This is a genomic window from Pseudomonas sp. Tav-5-1A (assembly GCF_055755055.1).
In genome coordinates, this window is sequence record NZ_CM146901.1 from 3,763,477 (window position 1) to 3,775,858 (window position 12,382).

Here is a 12,382-nt window from a genome sequence, read left to right on the forward strand (position 1 = left end):
ACCGATGAAATTTTCCCAGTTCTTTATCCAGCGGCCGATCTTCGCCGCCGTGCTCTCGCTGCTGATCCTGATCGGCGGCGCGATCTCGCTGTTCCAGTTGCCCATCAGCGAATACCCCGAAGTGGTGCCGCCCACCGTGGTGGTGCGCGCCAACTTCCCCGGCGCCAACCCCAAGGTCATCGGTGAAACCGTGGCCGCGCCGCTGGAGCAGGCCATCACCGGCGTGGAGAACATGCTGTACATGTCCTCCCAGTCCACCGCCGACGGCAAGCTGACCCTGACCATCACCTTCGCCCTGGGCACGGATCTTGACAACGCCCAGGTGCAGGTGCAGAACCGCGTGACGCGCACCGAGCCCAAGCTGCCTGAGGAAGTGACGCGCATCGGTATCACTGTGGACAAGGCCTCCCCCGACCTGACCATGGTGGTGCACCTGACCTCGCCGGACAAACGCTACGACATGCTCTACCTGTCCAACTACGCCATCCTCAACATCAAGGATGAGTTGGCGCGGCTGGGTGGCGTCGGCGATGTGCAGCTGTTCGGCATGGGCGACTACTCCCTGCGCGTGTGGCTGGACCCGAACAAGACCGCGTCGCGCAACCTGACCGCCACCGACGTGGTCACCGCCATTCGCGAGCAGAACCGCCAGGTGGCCGCCGGCCAATTGGGCTCGCCGCCCTCGCCCAGCGCCACCAGCTTCCAGATGTCGATCAACACCCAGGGCCGCCTGGTCACCGAGGATGAGTTCGAGAACATCATCATCCGCACCGGCGCCGACGGCGAGATCACTCGCCTGAAAGACATCGCCCGCGTCGAGCTGGGCTCCAGCCAGTACGCCCTGCGCTCGCTGCTCAACAACCAGCCGGCGGTGGCCATCCCGATCTTCCAGCGCCCTGGCTCCAACGCCATCGACATCTCCAATGAAGTGCGGGCCAAGATGGCCGAACTGAAGAAGAGCTTCCCCGAAGGCATGGACTACAGCATCGTCTATGACCCGACCATCTTCGTCCGTGGCTCCATCGAGGCGGTGATCCACACCCTGTTCGAGGCACTGATTCTGGTGGTGCTGGTGGTGATCCTGTTCCTGCAGACCTGGCGCGCCTCGATCATCCCGTTGGTGGCGGTACCGGTGTCGCTGATCGGTACCTTCGCGGTCATGCACCTGTTCGGCTTCTCGCTCAACGCCCTGTCGCTGTTCGGCCTGGTGCTGGCCATCGGCATCGTGGTGGACGACGCCATCGTGGTGGTGGAGAACGTCGAGCGCAACATCGAGCTGGGCTTGAACCCCGTGGACGCCACCAAGCGCGCCATGGGCGAAGTGACCGGGCCTATCATCGCCACGGCGCTGGTGCTGTGCGCGGTGTTCGTGCCGGCCGCCTTCATCAGTGGCTTGACCGGGCAGTTCTACAAGCAGTTCGCCCTCACCATCGCGATCTCCACGGTGATCTCGGCGTTCAACTCGCTGACCCTGTCGCCGGCCCTCGCCGCGGTGTTGCTCAAAGGCCACGACGCGCCCAAGGACCGCTTCTCGCGGGTGCTGGAAAAGCTGCTGGGCGGCTGGCTGTTCGCGCCGTTCAACCGCTTCTTCGTCAAGGCCAGCCATGGCTACGTAGGCACCGTGCGCCGGGTGATCCGCCGCAGCGGCGTGGCCCTGGTGGTGTACGCCGGCCTCATCGGCCTGACCTGGCTGGGCTTCTCCAGCACCCCCACCGGCTTCGTCCCGGCCCAGGACAAGCAGTACCTGGTGGCCTTCGCGCAACTGCCCGATGCCGCCAGCCTGGACCGCACCGAAGACGTCATCAAGCAGATGTCGGAGATCGCCATGAAGCAGCCGGGGGTGGCCAACGCCATCGCTTTCCCGGGCCTGTCGATCAACGGCTTCACCAACAGCCCCAACAACGGCATCGTCTTCGTGGCCCTGAAGGACTTCGACGAGCGCCGTGACCCCAGCGAGTCGGCCGCGGCCATCGCCGGCGCCCTGAACGGCAAGTACGCCGCCATCCAGGACGCCTACATGGCGATCTTCCCGCCACCGCCCGTGCAGGGCCTGGGCACCATCGGCGGCTTCCGCCTGCAGATCGAGGACCGTGGCAACCTGGGCTACGACGCGCTGTACACCGAAACCCAGAACATCATCGCCAAGAGCCGCAGCGTGCCGGAACTGGCCGGGCTGTTCACCAGCTACACCGTGAACGTGCCGCAGGTGGACGCCGCCATCGACCGCGAGAAAGCCAAGACCCACGGCGTGGCCATCAGCGACATCTTCGACACCCTGCAGATCTACCTGGGCTCGCTGTACGCCAACGACTTCAACCGCTTTGGCCGCACCTACCAGGTCAACGTCCAGGCCGAGCAGCAGTTCCGCCTCGAGCCCGAGCAGATCGGCCAGCTGAAGGTGCGCAACAACCTGGGCGAGATGATCCCGCTGGCGACCTTCATCAAGGTCAACAACACCTCGGGCCCGGACCGGGTGATGCACTACAACGGCTTCGTCACCGCCGAAATCAGCGGCAACGCCGCCCCCGGCTACAGCTCGGGCCAGGCCCAGGCGGCGGTGGAGAAACTGCTGAAACAGGAGCTGCCCAACGGCATGACCTACGAGTGGACCGAGCTGACCTACCAGCAGATCCTCTCGGGCAACACCGCGCTGTTCGTGTTCCCGCTGTGCGTGCTGCTGGCCTTCCTGGTGCTGGCCGCCCAGTACGAAAGCTGGAGCCTGCCGCTGGCGGTGATCCTGATCGTGCCCATGACGCTGTTGTCGGCCATCGCTGGCGTGATCATCGCCGGTAGCGACAACAACATCTTCACCCAGATCGGCCTGATCGTGCTGGTGGGGCTGGCGTGCAAGAACGCGATCCTGATCGTCGAGTTTGCCAAGGACAAGCAGGAAGAAGGCCTGGACCCATTAGCCGCCGTGCTGGAAGCCTGCCGCATGCGCCTGCGGCCGATCCTGATGACCTCGTTCGCGTTCATCATGGGCGTGGTGCCGCTGGTGCTGTCCCACGGCGCCGGTGCCGAGATGCGCCATGCCATGGGCGTGGCGGTGTTCTCCGGCATGCTGGGGGTGACCTTCTTCGGCCTGCTGCTGACCCCGGTGTTCTTCGTGCTGATCCGCAACCGCGTGGAAAAGAAAAAGGCCCGCAAGGCCGCCCAGCTTCTGACCCTGGAGAACCCAGCATGAGCCTGAAACTCTTCATGCCCAGCCTGCTGGTGCTGGCCCTGGCGGCCTGCGCCGTGGGCCCCGACTACAAGACCCCGGACACGGCGGCGGCCAACGTCGTCGCTGCCAAGGACGGCCAGTACGACCGCGGTCATTTCGACGCGGTGTGGTGGCAGCAGTTCGACGACCCTGTCCTGAACCAGCTGGTGCAGACCTCGCTGGCCGGCAACCGCGACCTGCGCGTGGCCTTCGCCCGCCTGAAGGCGGCCCGCGCCATCCGCGACGACGTCAACACCGAGCGCTTCCCGGTGGTGACCAGCCGCGTCAGCAGCGAAGTCGGCAAGGGCCAGGTGCCCGGCCAGACCACCGACCGGGTCAACCAGGAGCGCTATGACCTGGGCCTGGACATGGCCTGGGAAGTCGACCTGTTCGGCCGCATCCAGCGCAGCCTGGAAGCCAGCGATGCCCAGGAAGACGCCGCCCGCGCCGACCTGCAGCAGCTGCAGGTGACCATGATCGCCGACCTGGTGGACGCCTACGGTGACCTGCGCGGCGCGCAACTGCGCGAAGACATTGCCCGGGCCAACCTGAAGACCCAGCAGGAGTCGCGCACCATCACCGTCAGCCTGCGTGACGCCGGCGTGGGCAACGAACTGGACGTGGTGCGCGCCGACGCGCGCCTGGCCGGGGTCGAAGCCACCGTGCCGCAACTGCAGGCCGAACAGGTACGGGCGCGCAACCGCATCGCCACCCTGCTGGGCCAGCGCCCGGACCAGTTGAGCGTGGACCTGAGCCCGGCGAAGCTGCCGGCCATCTCCAAGGCCCTGCCCATTGGTGACCCTGGCGAGCTGCTGCGCCGCCGCCCCGACGTGCGCAGCGCCGAACGCAAGCTGGCCGCAGCCACCGCCAACGTCGGCGTGGCCACCGCCGACCTGTTCCCACGGGTCAGCCTGTCCGGCTTCCTGGGCTTCACCGCCGCCCGCGGTTCGCAGATCGGCTCGGCCGCCGCCAACGCCTGGTCCCTGGGCCCGAGCATCACCTGGGCGGCGTTCAACCTGGGCAGCGTGAAAGCGCGCATCCGTGGCGCCAACGCCGAAGCCGAAGGCGCCCTGGCCACCTACGAACAGCAGGTGCTGCTGGCCCTGGAAGAATCGGAAAACGCCTTCAGCGACTACGGCAAGATCCAGCAGCGCCTGGCCTCGCTGAACAAACAGAGCCAGGCCAGCCGCGCCGCCGCCGACCTGGCCTCGATCCAGTACCGCGAAGGCACCGTCGACTACCTGGTGCTGCTGGACGCCGAACGCGAACGCCTGAGCGCCGAAGACGCCCAGGCCCAGGCCGAGATCGAGCAGTACCGCGGCATCGTCGCCATCTACAAGGCCTTGGGCGGCGGCTGGCAGGTGCCGGACAAAGGCCAGGCAGTGGCCTCGGCCAAGTGATTTAACCGAGCTCCTTTGGTTGGTTTTTGACTGACCTTTTTGCCCCGCCCTCGTGCGGGGCTTTTTTGTGCCTGGCGCAAACCCTGAGACGAACAAACAAAGACCGGCAACTCGATGGATCAGGCCTTGGCACGTTGCAACAAACGTGGGAGGGGGGTTCTACCCCCGAAGCGCCGCGCGGGCGGCGCTCGATCTCAAGGGCGCCGGAAAAACACCGGCTGGCACCTGGCGGTCACAACGCGATCGCGTAGCCGCTGCCGAAGGCTGCGCTGGCCCTGTGCCTCACTCAAAATCTTCAGGGCTCACACCGGCCAGCGCAGCCTGGCGGCAGCGGCTACAGGATTGCGGTGGGTTTTAGGGGTCCATGCCTTGGAATTTGTTGCATCGTGCCATGGCCTGACAGGCCGAGTTGCCCGCCTTGTTGGCCCGGCTTCAGGTTCAGGTGGCCTGTGGGCGTAGCCCCATCAATTCAGCGAAGCGCCGCGAATCAACGCATCCGTCAGCGCCTTCGCGGCTTCGATCTGATGCAGCGCCGACCACAGCAGGCCGCGCTCCTGCAATTGGCAATCGCACAATTCATACGCCGATTCGCCAGCACCTTTCAGCAACAGCGATATCTGGCCCAAGGCATGCTCCATGGGGATGCCGGCCCTTACAGTGTAGAACGGCTCACCCGAGTCGTCGGTGGTGCCGAAAGCCAGGGTGGCGGTGGAAGGTGGATCAGCGGGAATTTCGATTGTCATGGGGAACCTTTTACTTTTGGATGAACGTCGCTGCATCGCTACCAAACGATGGGAGGCGGCGGTACGCAGGTTGGTAGACCGGGAAAAGTAAGTAAAACCGGCGCACACGACGGTGCCCTGCGTACAGCCACCACAGGAGCCGATACGCAATTACTTTAGAACCCGGGCTACCAAACCCGACCACTGGAAGCAGTGGCACGAGGGAGGTTATTGCCATGACCCGGGCCAAACAAGCCTACCCGAGCAAATCAGAATTGTCCTACGTTTGGTCCTACGGAAACGGTGCCACCAGGGCCGGCACTACTGCCCCAACACGCGGAACACCGTAATACCCCAGCTCGCCAGCATTTTTGCATCGACATCATGCGCCACCGCACCACCCGTGGCGTTACCCATCCCGCCACCCACCGCGAGCCCTACACGCCCCATGGCTTCATCCATTTGCCCAGTGCCGTCAAGCGCGGCCATGATGATTTGCTGGCTGTTGAAATATTTCAGGCACGCCAGACGGTAGCCGCCAGCCAGCTCGCTGGAACTGAAAAAGACTGGCGTAGGGGGTGCATTAGTGCCAGCGAATGTTTCCAACAGCGCGAGTCCATCATTGAAAGAGCGATCCACCGCGCCTTCGGTGTTCCAGGCGATGGCCACCTCACGGGTGCGCGGTGGCGCTTCGCGATCCTTGAGCGAGCCGCACAATTTCAAGGTATCCGCCGGGTCGACAATCAACTGCATGTAGCTGTACTGGTCAGCAGCCACCCAGGCAAAGCCGCGCTCGCCAAACGCCGAATCAGGCTCGCCGTTGGTGTTCAGGCGCGTCACGTAAAGCCCCTCGTCCGCCGCGCCAGCCGCCCAACCGCCCAACCGCCGGCGAGCACTACCTTGCCGGCATTGGCGCCGTGTCGCTGCACCGCCAGGCCACGCAAGCCGCTGGTACGGGTGACGGTATCGGGCAGGTGAATCAACTGCACGCCGGTACCGTTGAACGCCGGGTTCAACGCGCCGGCAGCCGTAATGCACATCACGGCAACCAGTGTGTCGGCGTTTAGCAGCGTGACGGTGAACGCAACGTACAGCAGCTCACCGTCCGCCGCGCTGCGCATCGGCCCTTCGGCAACAGCGCCGGTAGGCAGCGCGCTGAAGTCGACCAGGTGCCGGGCTTGCGGCAGGCCAGCTGCGTTGTACCGTGCCATATGCACCCCTTCACGCTGGAAGCTCAGCACGTGGAAGTCGCCGCTTTGGTAGGCGTGCAGCTGGGGGATGGGGCGCGCTGAACTGAAGCTGTCCAGCAAATAGCCATGCCCACGGGAGCTGACCGAATTGCCGAAGGCTTCAGGGGACGGCAGGCTGCCATCGGCGTTGAACAGGTTGACCGCAAATGCGCTGGTGGGCTCGCCAGACGAGGCGACCAGCATAGAGCCGTCCGCCAACGGCAGCAGCGAATGGATCTTGCTCGCCAGGCCACTGGGCGTGATGGTTTGCCGGGCGCCTGCGTTGAATCCAGGGTCCAGGGCGCCGGGTGCGGTGAAATGGGTCATGGTGGGCTTCTTGTCTTGAGTAAGGAGGTTCAGGGTTGCAGACTGGCCCCCTCCTGTGACCTGTCAGAAATAACAGGTCCCCCGTAGCAGCTGCCGCAGGCGGCGTCCGGGGCACTTACCCAGTTAAGCCAGGTATTGCGCGGTGGCCCGGACGCAGCCTGCGGCAGCTGCTACGGGGGAGGTGATTGCCACCCAGGAACGGCCGCTCCCCATTTCCCAGCCATGCACCAAAGGCTGCCAACGCAGGTCTATCAGGCCATGGCACGCTGCAACAAACGTGGGAGGGGGTTCTACCCCCGAAGCGCCGCGCGGGCGGCGCTCGATCTCAAGGGCGCCGGTAAAACATCGCCTAGCACCTGGCAGCCATGCCCCGATCGCGTAGCAGCTGCCGAAGGCTGCGTCCGGGGCACCCAGTCAAGCCAGGTACTGCGCGGTGGCCATGACGCAGCCTGCGGCAGCTGCTACGGGGGTTGGTGTTAACTCGAAGTGCCGGTGATTCACCCCACGTTTGACTCCCACCCCCCACCTGTCCCAAGCTGACCACCCTGCAAAAGCCCGCTGCGCTACGGACTGCTCAATGCCCAAGCTTTTCCGCAACCTGTCCCTGCTGTTCACCCTGTTCATCGTGCTGGGCGCCGCCTGGTACCTGACACGGCCGGCGCCTGCGCCCAGCGAGCCGGAGCTGCGGCACAGTTATTCCAGGGCGCTTGCGCAGGCGCACAACGGCCAGCCGGGCGCGGCGCGGGTGTTGTACCAGCAGCTGGCGCGCAAGGACCTGTCGCCCATCCGCCGTATCAGCCTGCTGGCCGAGCTGCCCAACTACCCCAGCCCGCAGGCGCTGAAGCTGGTCAAGGCGGACCTCGCCGACGGCCAGAACCTGCTGGTGCGCCATGGCGCCATCGACGCGGTGACGCGCCTGGTGCCCGACGCCCAGCGCAGCCTGCTGCTGGGGCCGCTGCTGGATGACGATGACCAGGAGATTCGCTTCCACGCCGCCCGCGCGCTGCTTGGCCTGTCCCCCGACGACCTGGGGCTGTACTTCGCGCGGCTGGACGCGGTGCTGGACGAATACGTGCAAGCCCTGCTCAGCACCCCGGACGACGCCGATGGGCAACTGCAATTGGCGCGCATCTACCTGTACAACGACGACTACACCCAGGCCCTGGCCACCCTCAAGCACGCCCATGAACTGGCCCCCGGCGACCTGGAGACCGTGGCGGTGCAGGTGCGGGTGCTGGAAAAACAGGGCCAGAACGACGCCTCGCGCCAGTTGCTGGCCGAGCAGCTGATCGCCCACCCCGACTCGGCGTTGCTGCAGCATGAACTGGGGCAATGGCTGATCCGCCACGGCCAGGGCGAATACGCGCTGCTGGCCCTGGCCCGCGCCTCCGAGCTGGAATCGGACAACAGCGACTACCGCTACAGCCTGGCCGTGACCCTGCACCAGATGGACCAGGTGGAAGCCGCCCAGCGCCAGCTGGACGAGATCCTGCGCAGGCAGCCGGCCAACCGCAAGGCGCGGGTGCTGTTGATCGAGTATTGGAAGCAGACCGGCCAGCTGCAAAACGTGCAGGTGCTGCTGGCGGAACTGGAGCAGCAGAACCCTGATGACCCGGCCCTGCAGCAAGGCCTGTAGCCCCCTGAATAATCGGAACTTGCCGTTGCCCGCCGCTGTCCAGTGTAGGTGCAGCGGCCCTTTGCAAGGCCCCTGTGCGCCCTGATCGCCACATGAGGACTGAGCATTGATGACGTCGAAAGCTGCCACCGGCATTGCCGGTCTCGATGACATTCTGTGCGGCGGCTTGAGCCGCGGCCATATATTTCTGCTCGAAGGCCAACCTGGCGCGGGCAAGACCACCGTTGCCCTGCAATTTCTGCTCGACGGCGCCGCCGCCGGCGAGCGTTGCCTGTACATCACCCTGTCGGAAACCGAGCGCGAGCTGCGCGAAGGCGCCCGTTCCCACGGCTGGGAGCTGGACGAGCAGATCAAGGTGTTCGAACTGACCCCACCGGAGATGCTCCTCGACGCCCAGCAGCAACAGAGCCTGCTGTACTCCAGCGACCTGGAACTGGGCGAGGCTACCCGGCAGATCTTCGCCATCGTCGAACAGCACCAACCCGACCGCGTGGTGCTCGACAGCCTTTCCGAAGTGCGCCTGCTGGCCCAGAGTTCGCTGCGCTACCGCCGGCAGATCCTGGCCATCAAGCACCATTTCGCGCGCTACAACGCCACCGTGCTGCTGCTCGATGACATGACCAGCGAACCGTTGGACAAGACCCTGCACAGCATCGCCCACGGCGTCATTCGCCTGGAAGAAAAGGCCCCCGACTACGGCGCCGAGCGCCGCCGCCTGCGCATCGTCAAATACCGCGGGCAGCAATACCGCGGTGGCTACCACGACTTCACCATCCACCAGGACGGCGTGCAGGTGTTCCCGCGCCTGGTGGCCGCCGAGCACCGCGCCCGCTACGAGCGCAACCAGTTGAGCAGCGGCATCGCCGGCCTCGACGCGCTGCTGGGCGGCGGCATCGAGAACGGCTCCAGCACCCTCATCCTGGGCCCCGCTGGCACCGGCAAGTCGCTGATCGCCATGGTCTTCGCCGCAGCGGCGGTAGCCCGTGGCGAGAAGGTCGCGCTGTTCATTTTCGACGAAGAGCTGGGGCTGCTGTTCGAGCGCATGCGTTGCCTGGGCATCGACCTTGAGGGCATGCAGGCCAGCGGCGCCATGATCGTCGAACAGGTGGACGCGGCCGAGTTGTCGCCGGGCGAATTCGCTCACCGGGTGCGCAGCAAGGTCGACGAGCACCAGATCAAGACCGTGGTCATCGACAGCATCAACGGCTACCAGGCGGCGATGATCGACGAGGGCTCGCCGGTGATGCACATCCACGAGCTGCTGCTGTTCCTCAACCGCCGCGGCGCCGCCACCTTCATGACCGTGGCCCAGCAAGGCCTGGTGGGCGACATGAAGGCGCCGGTGGACCTGACCTACCTGGCCGACACGGTGATCCTGCTGCGCTACTTCGAGGCCGTGGGCCAGGTGCGCCGGGCCATGTCGGTGATCAAGAAACGCTACGGCGGCCACGAGGCGACCATTCGTGAATACAAGATCGGCAGCCAGGGCATGACCATCGGCGAGCCCCTGCATGACTTCCAGGGCGTGCTGCGCGGCGTGCCCACCTACGTCGGCGCCAGCAACCCGCTGCTGCAGGACCCACCGCGATGAGCCCACAGGCCCCGGCCCCCGAGCGCGCCATCGTGCTCGCCCCCCTGGGGCGCGACAGCCAGGTGGCGCTGACGATCCTGCAGGAGGCGGGCTTCAGCGGCTCGCCGGCCAGCGACCTGGGCGACCTGTGTAGCCAGTTACACCAAGGCGCCGGCATGGCGCTGATCGCCGAGGAAGCCCTCAATGGCCTGAACCTGGCGCCGCTGCTGGACTTCCTGAAGCAGCAGCCCGCCTGGTCCGACCTGCCCATCGTGCTGATGACCTACCATGGCGGCCCCGACCACCCACCGTCCATGCGCCTGGGCGCGCAGTTGGGCAACGTCAGCTTCCTGGAGCGGCCGTTCCACCCGGTGGCGCTGGTCAGCCTGATCAACACCGCCATCCGGGGCCGGCGCCGCCAGTACGAGGCGCGCGACCGCCTCAACGACCTCAGCGACAGCCAGCAACGCCTGCAAAGCGCGCTCACCGCCGGGCGCCTGGGCGAGGAGCGCCTGCGCCAGCTCAACGAAACCCTGGAACAACAGGTTGAAGAACGCACCGCGCAGATCAACCAGAACGAGGAAGCCCTGCGCCAGGCGCAGAAAATGGAAGCCGTGGGCCAGTTGACCGGCGGCATCGCCCACGACTTCAACAACATGCTCACCGGCATCATCGGCAGCCTGGAGCTGATGCGCCGGCGCATCGCCCGTGGCCGCACCGAGGACCTGGACAACCTTATCGACCTGGGCGTGACCTCGGCCAACCGCGCCGCCGGCCTCACCCACCGGCTGCTGGCGTTCTCGCGCCGGCAGTCACTGGACAGCCAGCCGGTGCAGATGAACCGCCTGGTGGTGGCCATGGACGAGCTGCTGCAACGCAGCCTGGATGAAAGCATTCGCCTGCACATGAACCTGGGCGAAGAACTGTGGGTGGCCGAGGCCGACCCGCACCAGCTGGAAAGCGCCCTGCTCAACCTGGTGATCAACGCCCGCGACGCCATGCCCAACGGCGGCGAGCTGATGGTGCAAACCCGCAACTGCCACCTGGACGCCGCCTTCACCCGTGGCCAGAGCAACCTGGCCGTGGGCGACTACGTGTGCCTGAGCGTGCGCGACAACGGCTGCGGCATGCCCCAGAGCGTGATCAACCGCGCCTTCGACCCCTTCTTCACCACCAAGCCCATCGGCCAGGGCACCGGCCTGGGCCTGTCGATGATCTATGGCTTCAGCAAGCAGTCCCAGGGCCATGTGGCCATCGACAGCGAAATCGGCAAGGGCACCACGGTGAGCCTGTACCTGCCGCGTTTCCGCGGCGAGCTGCCCGGCCAGGCCGACGCCCCCGTGGCCCGCGCACGGAGGGCGCGCAGCGGCGAGACGGTGCTGATCGTCGAGGACGACAGCGCCGTGCGGGTGCTGGTGGGCGAGGTACTGCGCGAGCTGGGTTACACCTGGATGGAGGCTGCCGATTCGGCGGGCGCCCTGCCCATCCTCAACTCGCCCCAGCGCATTGACCTGCTGATCAGCGACGTAGGGTTGCCCGGCGGCATGAACGGTCGGCAGTTGGCCGAGATTGGCCGCCAGCTGCGGCCTGGGCTCAAGGTGCTGTTCATCACCGGCTATGCCGAACACGCGGCCGTGCGCGGCGGCTTCCTGGACCCGGGCATGCAGATGATCACCAAGCCGTTTGCGTTTGATTTGCTGACGGCGAAGGTGCGGGAGATGATCGAGGTGTGACGCGGCCTGCGCCAAACACGCGTAGCCGCTGCCGCCAGGCTGCGCTGGCCCTGTGCCTCGCTGAAGATCTTCAGGGTTCACAATGGCCAGCGCAGCCTGGCGGCAGCGGCTACGCAATTGACGCTCTATTGCGTCGTTACACCAGCAATTGCTGGATCTTTTCCCCCAGGGTATCGAGGTCGAACGGCTTGGCCAGAATCGGCGCGTTGCGGGTGATGGGGCTGCCGGACTCGATGATTTCCTGCGGGTAGCCGCTGATGAAAATCACCTTCAGCTCCGGGCGCAGCTTCAGCGCCGGCTCGGCGATCTGCACGCCCGAAATGCCGCCTGGCAAGCGATAATCGGTGACCATCAGGTCCAGGTGCGGCTTGCGCGCCAGGATCTCGAACGCCTGGGCGCCGTTCTCGGCCTCCAGCACGTGGTACCCCTCGCCTTTCAGGTAGTCGGACAACACCATCAGAATCGAGGGTTCATCCTCGACAATGAGGACAACGTCTTGTGCATCTTCACTCATGGTAACGCCTATGTACTTTTAGGTTGGCTGCCTATGTGACCGTGGCCGC

The 12,382-nt window shown here is 65.7% G+C and carries 9 protein-coding genes; 5 read left to right on the forward strand and 4 right to left on the reverse strand.

The genetic code is table 11. The features are described from left to right. Positions 1-4: 4 nt before the first annotated feature. Complete coding sequence (locus AC0J42_RS17075; protein WP_416424753.1) at positions 5-3,184, forward strand: efflux RND transporter permease subunit; 3,180 nt, start codon at positions 5-7, stop codon at positions 3,182-3,184. Next, positions 3,181-4,602 (forward strand): efflux transporter outer membrane subunit, encoded by a 1,422-nt coding sequence (locus AC0J42_RS17080; RefSeq protein ID WP_473002619.1) that lies wholly within the window; start codon positions 3,181-3,183, stop codon positions 4,600-4,602. Before AC0J42_RS17075 ends, AC0J42_RS17080 begins: the two co-directional genes overlap by 4 nt. A 464-nt stretch (positions 4,603-5,066) precedes the next feature. On the opposite strand, the gene AC0J42_RS17085 is transcribed toward AC0J42_RS17080, so the two are convergent. The 3 genes from AC0J42_RS17085 to AC0J42_RS17095 form a co-directional block, all read right to left on the reverse strand. Then, positions 5,067-5,345 carry a DUF3077 domain-containing protein gene (locus AC0J42_RS17085; RefSeq protein WP_473002620.1) on the reverse strand — a complete coding sequence of 93 codons (279 nt, stop codon included), beginning with the start codon at positions 5,343-5,345 and terminating at the stop codon, positions 5,067-5,069. A 300-nt stretch (positions 5,346-5,645) separates the two neighbouring features. Beyond that, the gene (locus AC0J42_RS17090) at positions 5,646-6,164 is read right to left on the reverse strand and encodes a hypothetical protein (RefSeq protein WP_473002622.1); all 519 of its coding nucleotides are present in this window, start codon (positions 6,162-6,164) and stop codon (positions 5,646-5,648) included. Next, positions 6,161-6,880 (reverse strand): hypothetical protein, encoded by a 720-nt coding sequence (locus tag AC0J42_RS17095; protein ID WP_473002624.1) that lies wholly within the window; start codon positions 6,878-6,880, stop codon positions 6,161-6,163. The genes AC0J42_RS17090 and AC0J42_RS17095 overlap by 4 nt, the downstream gene beginning before the upstream one ends. Before the next feature lie 577 nt (positions 6,881-7,457). Between AC0J42_RS17095 and AC0J42_RS17100 the strand changes: the two genes are divergently transcribed. The 3 genes from AC0J42_RS17100 to AC0J42_RS17110 all read left to right on the forward strand — a co-directional run bounded on the left by AC0J42_RS17100 (position 7,458) and on the right by AC0J42_RS17110 (position 11,819). Then, positions 7,458-8,516 carry a tetratricopeptide repeat protein gene (locus tag AC0J42_RS17100; RefSeq protein WP_473002626.1) on the forward strand — a complete coding sequence of 353 codons (1,059 nt, stop codon included), beginning with the start codon at positions 7,458-7,460 and terminating at the stop codon, positions 8,514-8,516. 109 nt (positions 8,517-8,625) lie between these two features. Then, positions 8,626-10,107 (forward strand): ATPase domain-containing protein, encoded by a 1,482-nt coding sequence (locus AC0J42_RS17105; protein WP_473002628.1) that lies wholly within the window; start codon positions 8,626-8,628, stop codon positions 10,105-10,107. Then, positions 10,104-11,819: an ATP-binding protein gene (locus tag AC0J42_RS17110; RefSeq protein ID WP_473002629.1), complete on the forward strand. Its 1,716-nt coding sequence runs from the start codon at positions 10,104-10,106 to the stop codon at positions 11,817-11,819. Before AC0J42_RS17105 ends, AC0J42_RS17110 begins: the two co-directional genes overlap by 4 nt. Positions 11,820-11,955: 136 nt before the next feature. Here the strand turns inward: AC0J42_RS17110 and AC0J42_RS17115 are convergent, their stop codons facing one another. Beyond that, positions 11,956-12,333 carry a response regulator gene (locus AC0J42_RS17115; RefSeq protein WP_416424760.1) on the reverse strand — a complete coding sequence of 126 codons (378 nt, stop codon included), beginning with the start codon at positions 12,331-12,333 and terminating at the stop codon, positions 11,956-11,958. Between the last annotated feature and the right edge of the window lie 49 nt (positions 12,334-12,382).